At 63.1% G+C, this 21,002-nt stretch carries 6 protein-coding genes; 1 reads left to right on the top strand and 5 read right to left on the bottom strand.

Features of this window, described 5'->3' with window-relative positions; all coding sequences use genetic code 11:
• Positions 1–176: 176 nt before the first annotated feature.
• From AOT83_RS00405 to AOT83_RS00385, 5 genes are all read right to left on the bottom strand, one after another.
• Positions 177–977 carry a class I SAM-dependent methyltransferase gene (locus tag AOT83_RS00405; RefSeq protein WP_030094166.1) on the bottom strand — a complete coding sequence of 267 codons (801 nt, stop codon included), beginning with the start codon at positions 975–977 and terminating at the stop codon, positions 177–179.
• A 63-nt stretch (positions 978–1,040) separates the two neighbouring features.
• Entirely contained in the window at positions 1,041–7,004 is a 5,964-nt protein-coding gene (locus tag AOT83_RS00400; RefSeq protein WP_057966491.1) for an SDR family NAD(P)-dependent oxidoreductase, read from the bottom strand.
• The gene (locus tag AOT83_RS00395; protein ID WP_057966492.1) at positions 7,001–12,055 is read right to left on the bottom strand and encodes a type I polyketide synthase; all 5,055 of its coding nucleotides are present in this window, start codon (positions 12,053–12,055) and stop codon (positions 7,001–7,003) included. The genes AOT83_RS00400 and AOT83_RS00395 overlap by 4 nt, the downstream gene beginning before the upstream one ends.
• The gene (locus AOT83_RS00390) at positions 12,052–15,855 is read right to left on the bottom strand and encodes a type I polyketide synthase (RefSeq protein WP_057966493.1); all 3,804 of its coding nucleotides are present in this window, start codon (positions 15,853–15,855) and stop codon (positions 12,052–12,054) included. Before AOT83_RS00390 ends, AOT83_RS00395 begins: the two co-directional genes overlap by 4 nt.
• 8 nt (positions 15,856–15,863) lie before the next feature.
• The gene (locus AOT83_RS00385) at positions 15,864–19,232 is read right to left on the bottom strand and encodes a non-ribosomal peptide synthetase (protein ID WP_081343807.1); all 3,369 of its coding nucleotides are present in this window, start codon (positions 19,230–19,232) and stop codon (positions 15,864–15,866) included.
• Positions 19,233–19,466: 234 nt separating this feature from the next.
• On the opposite strand from AOT83_RS00385, the gene AOT83_RS00380 reads away from it, so the two are divergent.
• On the top strand, positions 19,467–21,002 hold a 1,536-nt coding region (locus AOT83_RS00380; protein ID WP_165592861.1), incomplete at its 3' end, for an SIP domain-containing protein.

Below are 21,002 nucleotides of genomic sequence, written 5' to 3'. Positions count from 1 at the left end.
CGCCAGCACCACCTCATGCCCCAGATCGATCAACGCCTGCAAAGTCCGGTAACCCCAGACCTGATACCCAAACGACACGACACGCACTACACGACCCCTATCTCTTTGCCTCTGCCCGGGGCTTACGCCCTCGCCAACACGGAGGATGCGGACCTAGATGGTGGCGCGCACCAGGTTTACGTTTTCAGATGTGCCACAACTGGCAGGACGGCGCGCAGCGCCGGAACCCGAAGGAACAGTGGCTTAAGCACATTCAGGGTTCCGTGGACTGCGCCGAAACTCTGCACATCGACGCTTGAAATGCCCCCATGCCATTGCTGCAGTAGTGGGGCGATGTCGTCCCGCTTGATTCCCCATGGCGCTGGAGGAAATTCGTAGTTTTCAGTCGGCCGGTAACCCTTGACCATCTTCTGGGATATGGCCGGCGAGATCGTGTCGAAAACGATTTCTACACCAGGGAATCTGTCGATGATGGCGACCAGCAGTTGTCGCACCTGCTCTTCGGGGAGGAACATGAGAAAGCTTTGCGCTGTGATGAGAACGGGCCCGGGCCCTACCTGGTCAAACCACGACACGTCGCGAGCATCAGCCGCGACGTAACGACACCGTTCGGTAGGAGCCAGGAATTCTCCCCGCACCGCAATCACTTCTTCGAGATCGACACATACCCAAGAAACCGTTCCGTTGTCGAGACGATGAAACTGAGTCTCCAGTCCAGCGCCCAGCTCAACGATTGTGCCGCTGGGGTTCTCAGTCAGCCACTTGCGGACCACGGTGTCGAAGAGACGAGATTTCTCGCCGTGCAACCCGGTCTGGTCTTTCCCGAATTTGCTTTCAAAAGGATAGTCGACCGCTTCGAACAGCTCGACGCATTGTGGATCCTTCAGGACTCCATCGGCCCGTTGCGCTTCGTTGGCGCGGGTATACAGCGTCCACATCGCCGTCTCGGCTACACCAGTCAGATCGACCTGTGCCATGTCATCACTCCTCAAATCAGTACAGAAAGAAAAATCACTACATGTAAGAACTCACCTGAGTGCCTATGGTGCGCGGCGACGGCGACGCGCCTCCTTGCGGATCCGGGCGCGGTCGCTACCCACGCCCGGGTTGGATTCGCCCACCGTGCCGGGCTCGGGATTACTTGGCTCGGTATCGATCTCGCTACTCGACAGATACGCCGCCAGGCTCGACACCGTCGGGTAGCGGAACAAGTCGACAAGGGCTATCGGCCGACCGAACTCCTCCTGCACCAACCTCTGCGCCAGGGCCAGCAGTACCGAGTTCCCTCCGATATCGAAGAAGCTGTCGGTCACTCCGAAGCTGTCAGATCCGAGCACCTGTCGCCAGATCGCCGAAACCCGCCGCTCGGTGTCGTCACGCGCAGCCACCCACTGACGAGCCACACCTGTCGACTGGACCCGCGTGGGCACGATGCGGTCATACCTGTCGCGTACTGGCATATCTGGAAACTCTGGCGCAGTCTGCTTCAGATCTGCCACAAGCACCTGGCCTGCCGGCGCCACACCGCTCAACCGGGCACGGATCGCTGACTTGGTGTCATCCAGACCGACCAGCACGTGGGGCACATCGTGGGCGAGCGCAACCAGCAGCGAGTTCAGCGCTTCGACACGGCCTACAACACGGTATCCGCTGGCCCGGGTGCCCTCCAGATGCTCCACCTGAGCCGACATCCCCACGCGGTCCCACATCGTCCACGCAATACTGTGCGCGCTGATACCGCTGCGGCGCTGGTACAGGGTGAAGGCGTCCAGATAGGCGTTTGCGGCTGAGTACCCGCCGACGGTGGATCCGCCGAAGAATCCGTTGACCGACGAAAAGGATACGAAGCGAATACCTGGTCGACGCAAGGCAATATGATGCAGGACGCGAGCTCCGGCAACCTTCGCCGTCGAGATATCCGTGAGATCGGACTCTGTCGTGGTAGCCAACGGTTGCTCGCGATACGCGCCGGCCAGATGCCAGATGCCAGACAGCTGGATGCCCCAGCGATCCTCCGCCGACGTGACCGCGTCCCATACCTGATCGGCATCGCGTACGTCGGCGACCTCGAACCGGACCGCCTCGTCGCCCGCGATATCGCGTAACCGTTGGTAAGCCGCGGATTGCCGCTCATCTGGATCGCGGTGTCCTACGAGTAGCACCCGTGCGCCGAAGCGTTCTATCAGCAGCCGGGCCAGCTCATAGGCGAGTCCGCCCAGACCTCCACTAATCAGGTGCAGAACTCCAGAAGGAATCGCCACACCAACAGTGGGCTCATCGGGCAACCGTTCCAGCCCCTTCACCCAGCGAGCACCGTCCCGATAGGCAACCTCAATGTCCTTGGTGGAGTAGCCCAGTTCACCTGCCACGTGGTCGGCGCCGGCAGTCTGATCTGTGCGATCCAGGTCGACAAAGCGCACACGTAACCCAGGCATTTCGGCTACCGCACTGCGCAGCAGCACGGGAATCGGAGCGAGCCCAGGATCGGCCTCGTCCGTATCGGTGACCTGCTCGATACCGCTGCCGACGACATACAGCGCCGGTGGCGTTCCATCGCCCCGCTCTTCGTCAAAGACGGTTCGGACTATGCGGACCACATCGAAAACACCGACCGGCAATGGTTCTGGGGAACTGTCCGCGATATCACCCGGTGCTCGCGGTGCGGCGAGGTACACCACGGTACGAATTGCTGTTGTTCCGGAAACCGAACTCAACCCCGCGTCGACGTCCGCCACGGTGGCACGCACCACGCGAACGCCCTGCGCGGTCAGCCGGTCTGCCAATTGTGCGCCAAGGTCCCCCGATTCGCCGAGAATCAAAACGGCGCCGTCAATCGGGGCACTGGGCCGAAGTCGGTCACGCCGGTGCCACACCGGACGGAAGAACCAGTTTGGCAGGGAGTTCGCGGACGCGCTGGACGTCTGTACCCTGCGCACGATCTCGGCGAACTCACCGTCATCGAACCGTTGTCTCAGCAGGCTCCGCTGAATCTTTCCGATATCGGTTTTCGGAATACTCTCCGGCGGAACGGGAATGACTAGATCGGGATTTGGGCCTACCGCCAACACGCGGCTACGGACATCGGCGAGGACCTCCTCTTCCACCGCCCCGGACTGGGGGCTGAACACGATCGCCAGAACGTCGGTATCGCTGCCCGGCGGCCGTACCGCGATCGCAGCGGCATAGCTGCTGATCACTAGCCGGGATTCTTCGACCGCGGACTCGATCGCGTGGCAGCTGTAGTTCACGCCGTTGACGATGATGATGTCCTTGGCGCGACCGGTTAGCGTGAGTGCACCGCCGTGAATCCGGCCAAGGTCGCCCGTGTCGAACCAGCCGTCGGCAGTGAATGCCTCCCCGGTGCGCTCTGGGTCGGCATAGTATCCGCGTGTAACGGTGGGTCCGCTGATCTGCACTCGCCCAATCTCCCCGACGGGAACGGCCGTGTTGTCCATGTCGACGACACGTATCCGCGTGCCGTGGATCGGCTTTCCGAGTTCGGTGAATTCATCGGTGTCGGTGGTGGTTTCCACCGAAAAGTTCTGGGAGAAAACCACACCCGACGATGTCTCCGACATCCCCCATGACGGCCGCATCGCGGTGCGCGGTAAGCCGGAATGCTCCAGCATGCGCAGGAATCGGCGTGCGATGCGTGGGACGATCGCCTCGCCACCGTTGAGAATGAACCGCAAGCACGTCAGGTCGAATCGGTCGGCGTTAGGCGCCTCCGCGAACCGATCGGCGATCAGGCCGAACGCGAAATTGGGGGCCCATGTGTTGGTCACGCGGTAGCGGTCAACGATGGTCAGCCAGCGCAGTGGATCCGCCAGCACCCATGAGGTGGCAGCGTGCACCTGCTGACAGCACACGTACACATCCTGAAGATGGGACATGACGATGCCGCCGACATGCTCGAGCGGCATCCAGTTGAACGAGATATCTGCCGGGGCGAACGCATTAGTCTGCGCGGTCGCCGCCGAGCGGCTCAGGATGTTGCGATGCGTCAGCTGTACACCCTTCGGCTGTCCCGTGCTACCAGAGGTCAGCAAGAGCAACGCGACCGCATCGGGATCGGGCTCATGGTGCGCGGCATCTGGGTCGTGTGCCAAAAGATCGCCGATCGGGACTACCCGCGCCGCCTGGTGTACCGGAGGCTGCCCGGCCTCGTTGATGATCAATGGCTGGTTGAGCGCGCTCCAGGCCGTTGCCGCCTTCTCGGCGCCGCCAACCGCGTTCGGGGCCACCGGCACCGGCACGATGCCGCCGAGGAAACATCCCCAAATCGCCGCCACAAACTCGTCGTTGCGAGACAGGTGAACAATCGCCAAATCTCCTGGAACAAGTCCCGCGGCCCGTAACCCCCCAAGCATACGCCGCGCGGCATCGAGTACCGCCGCGTACGTCAGTGTGCGCTCGGCACCCGATTCGTCAAGAAAGACCAGCTCTGTCGTGGACGCATCATGTGCCGCGCGGACGAGCGCATCGGGTAGCGACGCCACGACAGGCACGACCGCCGGCCCGCCATCGAGCATGGATAGCTCGTGGACATCGCGTTGTGCCGCGGGCACTAGCGGCGCCTGCTTGGGCGGTGGCGTCGGATCGCCGACAAGAATGCGTGGCGGGTCAGCGATATCGGGCACAACCTGGATCTGGGTGGCCTCGGGTAGCCGCGCCGACCACTGGGCAATCAGCTCGTCATCGATCACCGGCAATCGGTATAGCGCCGCGATGTCGAGCGCTCCGGTCGTGGTCACCGGCAGTGCGGCAACAGGAACGAATGCACGCGGCACCAGCGACGGTGGCAGCACGATGCGTGCGAATTCCGACAACCGTTTCGAGGAGATCGGTGCAGAAGTTGCTACATAGGCCACCAGCTCGGTGGTGCCAGAGATGGTTCGGCGTGACAGTACCGCGCAGTCGTCGATCAATTCGTGCTCCATCAGCACTGCGTCGACAGTTGCCAGGTCCGCCCAGCGGTGACCGTCCCATGCGCGTCCACGAGAAGAATGTGCGATCTCCACCGAGGAGTCCCTGCGCATGCGTGCCGGTATCCCAGTAGGGAGCACAGCCTCGCCTGGTCTCCCGACGCATAGTTCCCCCAATACGCCCGGGGGCGCCAGTCGGCGGTCGGCGGTCAGTACTACCTCCGGAACCGGTTCCGGATCAACCAGATTGACACTGCCAGAGTGCAAAAAGGTGACGAGAATGCCAGCGAGATAGCTGTCCAGAAGCCCTATCGACGCATCAGTATTCAGCGAATCGGGCGCACCGGTAGGGCGGGCGTCGCCGGTTACCAGTTGCGCCACGGCGGCATCGTCCACGACGAATGCGGGGGCCAGCTCCCGCAGCGAGCGCTCCCGGTACAGGGCCGGTAGCGATGTGGGTAACCACGCGACACGGCGTGCACCGGCGGATACCGCCGCTACCAACGCCGCCACGAGGTCTGGTCCACGTTCGAGCGCGAGCACAACCGTCCCGCCATGGGCACCCGACATCGCCGCAGCCAATTGCAGTGCAGTCGTGCGTAATTCGGCGTGGGTAAGCTTCACGTAGCCATCGACGACCGCCACAGAGCTCTCGACATGCTGAAGCATCGGCGCCAAGCTCTCAGCCACACGTGCTTCGTGCGCACCGAGCGGCAGGCAGTCGATCGCCAGGTGCGGCGACGCGATCGCCGCGCGTAACAGCGCGGTGTAGTCGTCGCGCATTTGCTCCATCGTCGCCGCATCGAATAGTTCGGTGCTGTAGACGAACTGCACCCCGATACTTTCCCCGAGGGGCCAGAAGTGCAGTTCCACATCGGCTCGAGTGGTGCCTGTCGGCACCCCGACAAAGGACACGGGCGTTCCCGCGAAATCAAGGTCAGCCGGAGGCGGGCTTTGCATCGCGAACAGCACGGCGACCATCGGATTGCGTCCGGGAAGACGCGCGGGAGCGACCTCGTCGATGATCTGTTCAAGTGGCAGCTCCTGGTGCTCGTACGCACCCAAAGTCACCTCGCGGACATGGCTGACCAACTCCGCGAACCCGGCGGAGGGATCGATCTTGGCACGCAACGGAATTGTGTTCACGAACAGCCCGATGAGCGCCGAGACCCGGTGGTCTTCCCGATTCGCCATCGGAGCGCCGACCACCTGATCATCTGAGCCGCTGTAGCGGTACAACAGTGTGTAGAACGCCGCGAGCAGCGTCGCAAAGGCGGTCACGTCCATATCCCGCCCGAATGCGGCCATCGCTGCCGTGTCTGAGGGCGACAAGGTGAAGTCCAGGGTGGCACCCTGGAAAACGTTGTCCAATGGCCTGTCTCGATCGAACGGAAGCGCAGGCGAGCTCAGCTCGCCGGCCAACTGCGACCGCCAGTACGCGAGATGGCGCTCACGCGCGGGCCCGGACATGACGTCGTGCTCTTGTTCTGCCAGGTCTCCGATCTGGAGTTCCAGCGGCGGCAGTGCCGCTGGAATGCCTGTTACTTCGGCCCCGTACAGCTGGCGCAGCTCGTCGCACAGCACACCGATGGACCAGCCGTCGACGATGATGTGATGCATCGCCACCACCAACAGGAACTCTCCGTCCCGCAGGTCGAGTAGATGCGCCCGCAGCAACGGTCCGGCACTCAGGTCGAACGGTGCGCACACGAGGTCGAGAACTGCCGCGCGCACCTCGGGACGCTGTATCGGCGGCACAGACTGCGTACTGGAACAATCGATTTCCTTGAGCGGCACGGTAATAACCGTTTCAGCGGCCACCGCCTGCATCACTTCGCCGTCGACCTCGACAAAAGTTGTGCGCAGGATCTCATGTCTGGAAACCATTTCAGCGAAGGCTCGTCGCAGTGCATCCGGACGTACCGCACCGCGAAAATGCAGAACAATCGGCACGTTGTAGTAATGGCTGTCCGGGTCCAGTCGACTCAGGAACCACATTCGCTGCTGGGCGAATGACGTCCGGAAGAGGAGGATCTCCTCCCCCGATGTGGATGCGGGAAGGTAGTCGATAGTGGTCACTCTCGCGCTCCCTCAAGCAGAATGACGCCGTCTGCAGTACGCAGCGCGGCGCGCCCCCGACGGACGGGGGGCGCGGGTTTCGAGGACGTCTCGGGCTCGTCCGACGGTGTTGTCACGGCCGCGGCCACGTCCGCCACGGTGACTGATTCAAGCAATTGACGCATGCTCATTTCGATCCCTAGCGCATTGCGCTGCTCCGCAGCGATCTGCATGGCCAATAGCGACTCGCCACCCAGTTCGAGAAAACGATCATGGACACCGATCCGGTCGTACCCAAAGAAGCGCTGCCAGATCGCCGCGATGCTTTCCTCCAATTTCGACCGTGGCGCGCAATACTCCGTCGACAGCACCGGGCGGTGATTGAACGAGACGTTCGCCGATGGGGCAGCAGGCGTATCCGGCACCGGTGCCGGCTCCTGCTCAGCACGTGTCGCCACCGTACTCGAACCACCCAGAACCACCGTGGGTACCGCGGGCGCACCGAGCACCTCACCGAATCGGTCTGGTGGAACGTTCATCTCGTCGCTCGCAGAGGTGTCGACAAAGGTCCAGTCTCCAACTCCGGCACGGTGCCGAACGGCGAGTGTGCCATGCGCATACCCTTCGGCCAGTGCCGCATCGAGGGAGTCCTCACGCGGCCTCGTAAGCAGCATGCGTTGCGCCGACGGTTCGGACGCCGCGATCTCACGCAGCATGGCGACGGCGCGATCGAAGTCCGGATCCAGAACGAGCACCGGCTCAGGACGCTCGGCGACGATTAACGCATGGTCACCCGCCGGACCGGAATCGTAGACGGCCGAGCCGGTGAATCCGTTCGTGTCGAGTAGCGCTGCCCACTGCTGGGGTGCCACCAACGGTGAATCTGTCCGCACGTCGTCGTCGAAATCGAGCCATCCGGTCAACAGCGGGTCGATCAGCGAGTCGCAACGCTCCTCAGTCTTGGCTTCCAGCAAGAACATCAGGCCGCCGGGAGCGGTGAACGCCGCGGTATTGCGGATAGCGGTCGGCAGATCCGGTGCCACATGCAACACGTTGAACGCCAGGACAACGTCGAACCCAGCAAGCGGCAGACTCTGCCCGGCCGGATCGTCGACGATATCGAGAGAGGCGAATCGGACGAAATCGAGACCCTCTGCTTCGGCCTGCCGCTGGGCGGCCACCACAAACGAGCGTCCGATATCGGTGAAGTGGTACTCGACCAAGCCGGCCGGCAAGCCGCGCAGCGCGTCGACCACCGGCCACGTCAGGTAGCCACGGCCTGCGCCGATTTCGAGGATCCGCAGCGGCCGGCCCGGGGTGGCGTTGGCGGCCAGTCCGGCAAGTGTCGTCCCGATCAGATCGCGGTACGTTGCGAAATCGCTATGCGCGATGCGTTGTTCGGTGAGGCTCCGATACAGACGGTCATCTCCGTTCGGCGTCACGACCTCATTGCCGGCGATCTGCCCGCGCAGCACCTGGTCGTAGCCGCGCATGCATTGGTCCAGCAGCTGCGCCCATGTCGCCAGCTCGGGATTATCGGCGCACCAGCGCCCGAGTTCGGGCACATCGGCCACCGCCGGCACATCGAGCACGCGCAGCCGGCCGTTCTCGCCGGAGACGATGCCGTCCTCGCTCAAGATGCGCAAGAATGCATCGACAATCTTGTGGTAGTCCGGTATCACCCCCAGCCGGGCGATCAACTCGTCGCGCGAGTACTCGGTTCCGGGAGTCATCGCGACGCCTGCGCTTCGCAGGTGCGCGCATATGTACCGGGTGCACAGGTCGTCCAGCGCGTTCGACACCTGTGTCGAACCTTGCGGCACCACAACATCAATAGGCTCGGCGCGCAATCCTGTCGCGGCGCTCGACCATGTTGCGGCCACCCCTTCGACCGGCTCACTGCTGAGGACCCATCGCCGTCCGTTGCGATAAGCCACCGTTCGATCGCCACCCGGAACCGACAGCTCCGCGACCAGCGCCTGGGCATCGGTCCGGTCCATGTCTACCACGTTGACGGCGCGCGTTACGCCGTTGCGGCGCAACCATTGTGCCGCGCCAACTGCCAGCCAATGACTGACGTCGATGTCCTCCACGCCGGTGACATCGAAGGCGTTGCCGACACAGACATGCACCGCCACACCCGAACCGGCGGCATCGACCGCGCGCGCCAGTTGCACGTATCGCTCGCGATCCGGCCGCGTTCCGTGCGCACCGGTAAGGAACACGATGCGCTGGTATTCGGTCGAAGCCGGTGTGAGGCCCGGCCCGAGCAGATCAACACCCGTGCTGACTGTTTCGGCCAGTTCCGCGGCGAAACGAACGGTGGCCGGATCCTCGTCAACCAGAACCAGCCATCGTGCCGCGGGCGGCTCTGCGGCGGGAGCTATCGGTGTACCGCTACGCCACACCGGAACACTCATGTTCGGCCGGACGGGTGGCTGTGCGCCGTCAGACGCTGCGATCCAGTACCGCTGTCGTTCGAACGGATAGCCGGGCAACTCGACGCGTGCCGGGCGCCGGCCTCCCGATATCAGATTCCAGTCGATGTCGATGCCGTGCTCCCAGGCCTTGCCCACAGCGGCAAGCAATGCACGCCGGTCGCTGCGGCGGTCGTCGCGATGTCGCATCGTGGCGAAAGCTGCAAACGACGCGTCACCCTGCGGCTGGGCAAGCCGCGTCAATGTCTGACCGGGACCCACCTCCAGCAGCACCGCCCCCTGGAGGCCGGCCAATTCGCCGAATCCAGCGGCCAATTGCACAGGCTCACGGCTGTGCCGGATCCAATAGCCCGGGTCGGTTGCCTCCTCAGGCTGAATCCAGGTGCCCGTGACATTCGACAAATACGGCACACGCGGTGGCCGCAGCGTGACACCGGCCAAGATGTCGGCGAACTCACCGAGCACGGGATCCAACTCGGGCGAATGCACCGCCATCGATACTCGCACCCGTTGGAATTGGACGCCGCGCAGTTCCAATTCCTCTTCCAGTAGCGCGATCTCGGCGGTGGGTCCGGAGACCGTACACGACGATGCGTCGGTGATTCCGGATACAACAAGCCGGCCACTCAACAATGGGCTGACATCGGCCGCGGACAGCAGGATGCTCGTGGTAGCACCGCCCATTCGGGCGAACAATCGCCCACGCGCCGAAACCAACGGCAGCACTTGGTCGATGTCGATGACGCCGGACAGGCACGCCGCCGCGTACTCGCCCAGGCTATGGCCGAGCATCGCGCTCGGTGTCAACCCCCACGCCGCGAGCTGAGTCGCGAGTGCGTACTCGGTAGCCACCACGGCCGGAAACACCACATCGAGCCGCTGCTCATCGAGCCCACCGTTGCCAAACAGGTGGCTAAGCAGGTCGATATTGCAATGCTGCGCCAAGATCTGGGCGCACTCGTCGATTGACGACCGGAACACCTCTTCGGTCTCGTAGAGACCGTGACCCATCCCGACGTATTGCGCTCCGCCGCCGGGGAGCAGCAGAACCAACGGAACTGCACCGTCATTCGCGCGAGTGGCCTGGGCGGGAGCGGTCAGCAGCGACGCCGCCTGTTTCGCCGACCCGCACACCACCGAACGCCGATACGGTAATTTACGGCGACCCAATTGCAGGGTGTCGGCAACATCTGCTGGATCAATCTCACTGTTGCTACGCAGATAGTCGGCCAATTGCGCGGCCTGTTGGTCTAATGCCGATGCGGTGGCGGCCGACAGGACCAGCAAGGACTCGGAGCGATCCGCAGTTGGGAGCCGGTCGCGTTGAGCATCGCGCGGTGCCTGCTCGAGCACCATATGTACGTTGGTGCCACCGATTCCGAAGGCGCTCACCCCGGCGCGGCGCGGTCCGTCTCCCGCAGGCCAGTCGACGGTGTCGACGGCCACACGGAACGGGCTGTTGGCAAGGTCGAGCAGCGGATTCTCGGCGGTGTAATGCAGATTCGCGGGGATTACACCATGCTCGACGGACAACGCGGCCTTGATGAGTCCCGCCACTCCGGCCGCGGTGTCGGTATGGCCGATGTTTGTCTTGGCACTGCCCAGCAGGCAGTATCCGGTCTGGTCGGTGGATTCCCGGAATGCCTTGGTCAGTGCCGACACCTCGATGGGGTCACCGAGCGGTGTTCCCGTTCCGTGAGCCTCGACCATGCCGATCGAACTCGCCTCCACTCCGGCAACCGCATGTGCGGCGAGGATGACTTCACTCTGTGCGGTGGCGCTGGGCGCGGTGAAACCCGTCTTGTGACGCCCGTCGTTGTTGACCGCGCTTCCTTTGATGACGGCCCGAATTCGGTCACCATCAGCGAGTGCGTCAGACAAGCGCTTGAGCAGAACAACTCCCACGCCGTCGCCGGGGAACATGCCCGCGGCGTCGGCGTCGAAGGCCCGGCAACGGCCATCGGGAGAGAGCGGTCCGTTCGGGGTGTACCGGTATCCCTTGCCGGGGTGGGGGTTCAAGCTCACTCCACCAGCCAGAGCCAGGTCACATCGGTAGTCCAGAAGTTCCTGGCACGCCAGATGCACCGCAACCAGTGAGGTCGAGCAGGCGGTGCTCACCGCAACACTCGGACCCGTCAGATTGAGATGATACGAGACGCGGCCAGGAAGCGAGCCCGGCGAATTGGCAAACCCCGCGGGTAATGCGTCCGCCGAGGAAGGGCTGAGGCCAAGATGCGGAAGGACGTTCGCGATGAGATAGTTCGACTGCCCGGAGCCCGCGTAGACGCCGACCAGTCCATCGTATCGATCCGTGTCATAACCGGCCTGTTCGAAGGCGTGGTACGCACATTCCAGGAAGAGACGTTGCTGCGGATCTATCATCGCGGCCTCGGCCGGCGGGTAACCGAAGAACTTGGCGTCGAATAGTTCGATTCCCTCGATGACGGCCTCGCGACGCACTAACCCCGGCGCATCCGCTAAGTCATCCAAAGATCTTGCGCCTTCACGCTTTTCCGTGAGTAGCGACCAGTATTCAGTGAGGTCGCCGGCGCCGGGAAATCGGCACTGCATTCCGATGATGGCAATGTCGGCAAACCCTGTCTCGGTGGTCGGTGTATCCATATCCACTGTCACTGACGTTGTTCTCCCACATTGGTATTGCTGCCACAGCGTCGCTGCACCAGATCGACAAGATCGGCAAGAGTCGCGCCCTGATCCCAGAGCTCAGCCACCGATACCTTGATTCCGCAGCGCTCCCCTATCGCTGTCACGATGCGAGCGGCGATCAGCGAATCGCCTCCCAGGTCGAAGAAATTGTCGTCCGGTTCAACGCTTGCCACACCCAGTGCCTCACACCAGATCTGCTCGACCGCCACGGTCGGCGAGACATCGGCCTGGGGAGCCGTCTCGGTCACCGTCGGCACCTGTTTGGCAGGCGCCGACGGTGCCTGCCTTGCGGGCCGGCTGGCGACGGGCTTCGGCGGAATCATCCACAATCGCTCCCGCTCGAACGGATATGTGGGCAGAGGCACCCGCGGCTGTGGCGCACCGAAGTGCTGCCACACCAGCTCAGCACCAGCGGCCCAGAGGCGTCCTGCTGCCGCTATCGCAACGGTCGCACTGTCACCGGTCCGATCCCCGAGCATCGAAACGACCTCCGGTTCCTGAGTATTCGCCGCGACGATGCCGCGCAAGGTGTGACCGGGACCGGCCTCCACAAGCACCGCATCCGGGTACTCGGCACACAGCACCGCCAGGCCGGAGGCGAACTGCACCGTCTCACGCAGCTGCCGTCCCCAATACTCGGGGTCGGTGGCCTGCGCCCCGGTGATCCAGGTACCCGTGACATTGGACATGAAAGGAACCTGCGGCGGTTGCAATCGCAGCCGCGCCACAGCAGCCGAGAAACGGCCGACCGCCGGATCGACGAGGGCGGAATGGAAACCCCGATTCACCGGTAAACGCGTGCAGCGCACGCCGGTACTCGCCGCCTCCTGCACGAGTGCTTCGATCCCCTCCGCGCTGCCGGCAACAACGACCTGCTCCGGGCCGTTGACCGCCGCAACCGATACCCCAGCCGGAAGCATCGCGGTGACGGCATCGAGCGATGCCCCAACGGCAGCCATGGCACCGGACTCACACTGCTGAATCAGTTCGCCGCGCAGCGCCGCCAGCTGAACTGCTTCGTCCAGCGTGAATACCCCTGCAACGCAAGCAGCCGCCAGTTCACCAATGCTGTGGCCGAGCATGGCCACGGGTTGCACACCCCACTCGCCGAGGAGCTGGGTGAGCGCATACCCAACCGTGAACAGTGCGGGCTGGGTCAGGCGGGTCTGCATGAGCGCAGCGTCGGTGGCCTCGTCACCCTCGCCGCACAGCATCGTGCGCAGATCCACACCGATCAGCGGCTCAAAGCGGATGGCGCACTCGTCGATGTGCCGGCGATAGACCGGTGATGTCGCGTAGAGCTGCGCACCCATGCCACTGAACTGGCTTCCCTGCCCGGGAAACAGGAGCACGACGGGGCGGGGCTTGTCTGAGGCAATCCCGGTGCGAGATGGTGCATGTCCCGTGCTTTCGAGGACTTGCCGCGCTTCCGTCGAGTCCGCACAGACTGCGGTAAACCGATGCTTGAAAGCACGCCGTCCGATGCGCAACGTGGCCGCAACGGCGGCCAGATCTTGTTCGGGATGCTGCTCCAGGTGCCGCGCCAGGTTCTTCCGCGCAGCCTCGAGCGCCGGTGCCGTTCGCGCCGAGAGCACAAGCAGGTGCGGACCGTCCTGAACTGCAGTGGGCGCCTGTGAAACTGGAGCTTCCTGCAGTACGGCATGAGCATTGGTGCCACCCATGCTGTAGGAGCTGACTCCCGCACGACGCGGCTTTCCGTCGAGCGCATTCCAGCGTCGCAGGCGCGTACCCACATAAAAAGGGCTCTTCGAGAATTCAATCTGCGGATTGGGGGCCGTGAAGTTGACAGCAGGCGGGTACATCCGATGTTGCAGCGCCAGTATCACTTTGATGAGGGCCAGGACGCCCGAGGCAGGCCCGGTGTGTCCGATGTTCGGCTTCAGGGTTCCCAGTCGGCATGCTTCTGTCCGCGTGTCACCCGCTTGGCGAAAGGCATTGTCCAGCGCGGCGATCTCGATCGGATCGCCCAGTAGCGTCCCGGTGCCATGCGTCTCCACGTAATCGACGGTCTCGGCCGGAACCTCGGCGACGGCCAGCGCCTCGGTGATGACCTCAACCTGGCCGCTGACACTCGGCGCAGCAAACCCAGCCTTATTCCCGCCGTCGTTGTTGACGGCGGTTCCCCTGATGATGCCCAGAATCGAATCACCATCTGCGACAGCGCTCGACGCGCGTTTCAGCAGGATTACTCCGACTCCGTCACCGACCAATGTGCCGTCGGCGGACGCGTCAAACGCACGGCATCGACCGGAGGTAGAGATGGCGCCGCTTTCGGTAGCCACGTATCCGGCGGTTTGCGGGAAGGTGATGGAGGCGCCACCGGCCAGCGCCATGTCGGACTCACCCGACAAAACGCTTTGCACCGCAAGGTGGATGGCCACCAGCGAGGTGGAGCAGCCGGTGCCCAACGATATGCTGGGACCGCGCAGATTCAGCTTGTAGGAAACGCGGGGCGCCAGAAAATCGTTCTCGGTCGCCAGCGCCGTCTGCAGATACTCGGTGCCGTTGAGGTTCCCGTAATCGGTCGACAGATTTGCCCGGTAATAGGTCGAGCCCGCACTGCCCCCGAAAACCCCGACAGAACCGTCGTACCGCTGCAGGTCATAACCTGACGATTCCACAGCCTCCCAAGCACATTCGAGAAAGAGTCGTTGCTGTGGATCAATCGATCGTGCCTCGCTCGGGGCGTATGCGAAAAACTTGGGATCGAAGTCGGCCACATCGGCAAGAACCGGCCGAACCCTCACCAGCCGCGGATCACCGAGTTCCTCCGGCGAAACCCCCGCCGACAGCAGCTCCTCATCGGTGAAATGCGTGAGCGATTCCTCTCCCGCACAAAGATTCGCCCAGAACTCATCCAGATTCGTGGCACCAGGCACCCGCGCAGCGATGCCGATAACCGCGACGTCGTCGTCCCGAACCTCGTGGTCATCGCCATCACCGTCAGCCGTCGCCCGGCTTGAGCCGTGATCGAGTTCCTCGCACCACTGACGCACGTTCTCCAGCACAGCATCTCGCTCGGCAGCGAGGTAGAAGTGCCCGCCGGGAAATGTTGCCGACCGGTAGCCACCGCGGGTCACGTGCGCCCAAAGATCCATGTCAGCGGGATCGATAGCCTCGTCCTTGCCCCAGAGCGCGAGGATCGGTGCATCCACGGGTGGCTCAGGGTCGGTTCGATATTGTTCGACCAGCCGGAAGTCGGCCCGCATGCCGGAGATGACCAGATCCCGTAACGCCGCTACATCGAATGCGCTGTCCTGCCCCTTTGCGGCGCTCACCTCACCTGTGGCCGAACGCCCGTACGCGATAAATGCGTCATCGTCTAGATCCCGCAGTCCGCCACTGCGGACGAGATGCGGTGCCGTGTACGAGGAAACACACAGCCGGAGTTGCGGATACCTGCCAGCCGCCTCCAGCCGACGCGCGACCTCGAAGGCGACCAGCGCACCCATGCTGTGGCCGAACAAGTACAACGGCCGATCCCCCAGAGTCAGTAACGCCTCGGCCACGCCGTCGGCAAGCGCGCCCAGGCTCGAGGGGAGCTGTTCAGAAATCCGGTCCTCGCGACCGGGGTATTGCACGATATGCACCGAGAAATCCGGGTTGATCAACCAGGAGCGGTAGAACGAGGCTCCACCACCAGCATGCGGGAAGACCACCAACGCCGGATGCCCGTCGGGGTCAAGAGCTCCACCCCGTAACCATGTCCGTTGGAGCTGCTCCGCCGATGTCGAAGAGTGCTGCATGACTTGATCTACCGCCTTTGTCGTTGCTGTGATAGGCGCTGCACGCGGGCATCTCGCCCACGCTCAGCTCGACTGCGCGCAGCGACGAGACCGCCGCTACCGCTTACTTCAGATTTAGCGCCCTGATCGCGCGCGCCGTTCAGATACGTGGCGAGCTCCGCGACGGTCGGGTGTGCGTACAGATCGAGCAGCGATACCGAAAGCCCAAGCTGCTCCGAAAGCCTGGCTTGAACGCGAGCCAGTAACAGCGAATGACCGCCGATGTCGAAGAAGTTGTCGTCAACACCGATACGGGGAACCTTGAGCACCGCGAGCCACAAGTCAACCAGCACACGTTCCATCGCGTACCGCGGCTCGAGGTAGGGAACGATCGCGGCACTCACTTCGACGGGAATTCGTTGCACCGCAGCGCGATCGATCTTCCCTGACGGCAGTTGCGGCAGCGCGTCGAGAATGGTTCCGGCCGGGGGTATTAGGTGCTCCGGCAGCCGCGCACGTAACCAGTCACGCAGCTGCAGCCAGGTCAGCGCGGGGTCCTCGCAGGCACAGTACGCAACCAATCGATCGCCTTGCGCCATGACTGCCGCGCGACGGATGGACGGGTGCGCGGTGAGCGCGTTCTCGATCTCTTCCGGCGCGATCCTGCGGCCCCGGATCTTCAACTGATTGTCCACTCGCCCAAGGAACTCGATGGTGCCGTTAGGCAGGAAACGTGCCCTGTCCCCGGTGCGATAGATACGAGCGCCGGGTGCGCCCGATACCGGATCGGCGACAAACCGCTCGGCGGTGCGGGCCGGGTCTTCCACATATCCGCGCGCGAGCTGCACCCCCCCGATGTACAGCTCTCCGGATACACCCGGCGGAACCGGCCGGAGAAATCTATCGAGGATGAAGGCCTGGTTGTTGGCAATCGGCGTACCGATGGTCACCCCGTGCCTGGATGAGCCGGCCCGGTAGACCTCGTATGTGCACGCCACGGTCGCCTCGGTGGGCCCGTACCCGTGATACATGGGAATCTCACAGCGAGTAAGGAACCGCTCGAGAAGCTCTGGGCTCAGCGCCTCGCCACCCGTCCACACCGAAGCCAGCGAGCGAGTCGCCTCGGTGAACTCGGGCCGATCCAGCATCGGGTCAAGTAGCGACGGCACCAGGTCGATGAACGTGACACCGGTGCGTGCGATCAAGTCGAGCAAGTATGCCGGGTCCGACTCGGCTCCCACCTTGGGCAGAACCACCGCAGCACCGCAGACGAGCGGGAGGAATATCTCGTTGATTCCCATGTCGAACCCGAGCGACGACTTGTGCAGGGCAGCGTCGTCGGCCCCGAATCCGAGGACATCGGCTTGCCACAGCAGTCGATTGCAAATTCCGCCATGAGTCACCATCACCCCCTTCGGAGTGCCGGTGGAACCGGACGTGAAGACGACATAGGCGAGCTCGGCCATCTGGACGCCCGGCGCCGGATCGTTGTGGCGAGTTGCGTCCCATGGTTTCTCGTCGAGATTCAGCACTGGTATCTCCAGGCTTGGCAGTCGCGTCGCAGGATCGCCATGGGTAAGCACCGCCGCGAGGCGAGCGTTTGTGCACACCTCCGCTATCCGGCTCGCCGGCCAAGCAGGCTCCAACGGGACGAACGCGGCACCGGCCTTCAACACGGCCAGTAGCGCCACCACGAGGTCCGCCGACCGGTCCATGTTGATTCCAACAAGGCTTCCACTACCGATGCCGAGCGAGCGAATCGACGAAACCAACTGCCCGGCAAGCACATCCAGTTCACCGTAACTAAGCTGACCATCCTCGGTGACGACGGCGATGGTATTCGGGTTCTGTTGCGCCTGTCGCTCAAACAATGTGTGTAGCGGGGTATCGACGAGGTGCCGGGTGTCCCCGGTGGCATTCCAGTCGCAGAGGATGTGCTGTCGTTGCTGGTCGGTGAGCAAAGGCAGATCACGCACGCTGCACTCCGGATTCACCACCCCATGGGCCAACACTGTGGCGAGGTGCTCCAGGACTTGCTGTATGAATTCTGGTGCGTATTTATCGGTTCGGAAAGTAGCGGCCAACGCCGCTCCGTCGACCAGGTCAATGGCGAGGTCAAACATCGGTGCCGGGTTGGGCAATCCGAGGTCGGTCGTCGTCGTTCCGGCCAAACTCAACTCACTCGTGACCGGCCGAGTTGCCGCGAACATAACCTCGAACAGTGGTGAGCGGCCCGTGGTTCGTTGCGGCGCCACTCTTTCGATGACCGTCTCAAAAGGAATGTCACGGTTGTCGTAAGCTTCGAAAAAGGCTGATCGAGCGCGACCCAGCAAGTCCAGGAAGGTTGTCTGAACATCGACGTTCAGCCGTAGCGCAAGGGTGTTCGTGAAATTGCCCCACACGCCTTCGACTTCGGACGCATCACGGACCAGCGCCGGAATCCCGATCACCAAATCCGTCGCCTCTGTGTATCGATGCAGGACCGTAGCCAACCCTGCAAGTACGATCGTGTAGGGCGTGGCTTTGTGAATTCGCGCTAGATCTCGCAGGCCCGCAACGGTGCTGTCTGGCAGCGCATGCCGGTATCGCCCGCTGGCCGTAGCGTGCGGCTCCGGAGACTGAGTCGTCGCCGGAAAGCCAACGGTGGGCGGTAGCGGGGTGAGTCGGTCAACCCAATATTTCAGCTGGTTGTCGAGATGACCATGCTGCAGTCGTTCTTGCTCCCACACCGCATAGTCTGCGTATTCGAGGCCCGGAGCCGCTGGCGCAGCGTCAGTCTGGCCAGTCTCGAAGGCGTATTGCGCAGATAAGTCAGCGAACAACAAATCCCAGGTGATCTCGTCCGCCGCGATGTGATGCAGTACCAGAATCAGAACATGCACATGCGCTGAGGCACGCAAAAGCTCGACGCGCAGCGGAGGGTCTGAGGCGAGATCGAAAGGGCGGTCAGCGATCTCCCGCGCGAGAGCCGCGATCGCGTCCTCCAGCGTCGCCGACGCCTTGTCATCGATGTCAACGACTGAGAGCGCGATGTCCCCGGTCTGCTCGATCAGCTGTATCAGCTCACCGTCGGGGCCATGGGTGTAGCGAGTCCGCAGAATCGCGTGCCGGCCGAACAATCGGATCACACTCGTGCGCAACGAATCAAGATCGAGTGGACCGTCAATTCGTAGGCCGACCAGCATGTTATATGCCGTGCCCTCCGGAAAAATGGCCTGTGCGAACCACATCCGACGCTGTGTCGAAGACAACGGAACCACTGCCGTGCGCGATCGCGCCTGAATGTTCGTGCTCCGGGCACTCGAGGACGCATCCGTGAGCCCACGTTCGGTCAGCACTGCCCGCAACAACCGCAAACGCTCTGCCGAGGTCGAATTGCCTGCTCGGGACGACGACATTCGTATGCCTCCCCTGTCCACTAAAGCCGCATAATCACAGCGGTTTTTGCATCTTCGGGTTCGCACAGCATTGGACGCAGAGCCGAAAATGCTTCGGAGCGAATAGAATTCACCCATACACCGCAGATAGATTAGCCTATCTTTACTTTGGCTAGGCTAGCCTATATCAATTCGTTTGGTTAGGGTGAGCTAAGTGTGTCACGCATGCGAGCAGCACGAAAGAGGATGCAAAACATGGGTAGAGGCTTCCAGGGTGCGGTGCTGCGCGGGCTTGGGGCGCGTGATCACGTAGCCACTGTCGTCGATACCAGTCAGGTCGCGCCGAATTGTGTGCGGCTGACGATGTCGGCGCCCACCCTTTTCGAGGACCTGCTACACACGCCGGCCGAATGGCTGCGGTTCTGGTTCCCTGATCCCGAGGGTGGCGCCACCGAACATCAGCGGGCGTACACGATCGTCTCCACGGATGCCCAGGCCGGCGAGTTCGCGATCGATGTGGTGATCCACGAGCCCGCCGGACCCGCCTGCCGGTGGGCGGGGGCGGCCCAGCCCGGAATGACCATTCCGGTAGTAGCTTTCGGCTCAGCACGATTCGAAATCCCCGAAGATCTTCCCGCCGGGTTCCTGCTCATCGGCGATTCGGCGTCCATCCCGGCGATCAACTCCATCCTGGCCGCGCTGCCCGCCGATGTGGATGTCGAGGTCTACCTGGAACGCCACAGCCCCGACGATGAACTCATCGCGCTGACCGAGCATCCCCGGCGGGTTCTGCATTGGGTGGACCGCGCCGACGAAACCTCACTGGCGGGCGCGATCGAGGCCCGCGACTGGTCCAACTGGTACGCCTGGGCCGGACCCGAAGCGGGCTCGCTCAAACATCTGCGCAAGCGCCTCAAAGAACAATTCGGATTCCCCAAGGCCGACGTGCATGCCGCCGCCTACTGGACCTTCGGCCGCGCCATGGGCAGCCGCCGCGGAGACACCCAGGCTCCGTCGACTTTGGACGCCAAGACCTCCAGCTTGGCCACTCCCTCCGCACCAAAAACACTGGCCGACAACCCCATACCGGTATCCGGTAGCGCGATCCCCCGGGGTCGCTGGCGTTCGCAGGCGGCGAAGGAGTTGTTGGCGCCGGTCAAGAAGCAGATGATCGCCGGTGGTGTGCTGCAAGCGATCATCACCATGGTCGAGCTGGCACCGTTCGTGGTGCTCGTCGAGCTCACCCGCCAGCTGCTGGCCGGAGCCGACCAATCCCGGCTATGGCACACCGGATTCATCTTCCTGACACTGCTGGTACTCGGCGCCGCGCTCGGCATGGCTCTCACACTGTGGCTGCACGTTGTTGACATCCGATTCAGTACAAGCATCCAGCGCCAGTTGTTGGACAAGCTTTCTCGGGTTCCGTTGGGGTGGTTCACGCAACGCGGTTCGGGATCGGTCAAGAAGCTGATTCAGGACGACACCCTGTCGCTGCACTATCTGATCACTCACGCGATCCCCGATGCGGTGGCCGCCGTCGTGGGGCCGGTGGCGGTGCTGATCTACCTCTTCGTCGTCGACTGGCGCCTGACCCTGTTGCTACTGGTGCCCATTCTGATCTACATCGTCACGGCCGCTGTGCTGATATTCCAGAGCGGCCCGAAGATGATCGAGGCCTCGCGCTGGAGCGAACGGATGAGCGGAGAATCGGCCGCCTATCTTGAAGGCCAGCCGGTGATCCGCATTTTCGGCGGAGCCTCAGCGTCCTCGTTCAAACGCAAGCTCGACCTG

It is taken from the genome of Mycobacteroides sp. H001 (genome assembly GCF_001440005.1).
Taxonomy (GTDB): Bacteria; Actinomycetota; Actinomycetes; order Mycobacteriales; family Mycobacteriaceae; genus Mycobacterium; species Mycobacterium gwanakae.
The sequence above is the reverse complement of the archived record's forward strand: the minus strand, read 5'-3'. Positions and strand labels throughout refer to the sequence as shown.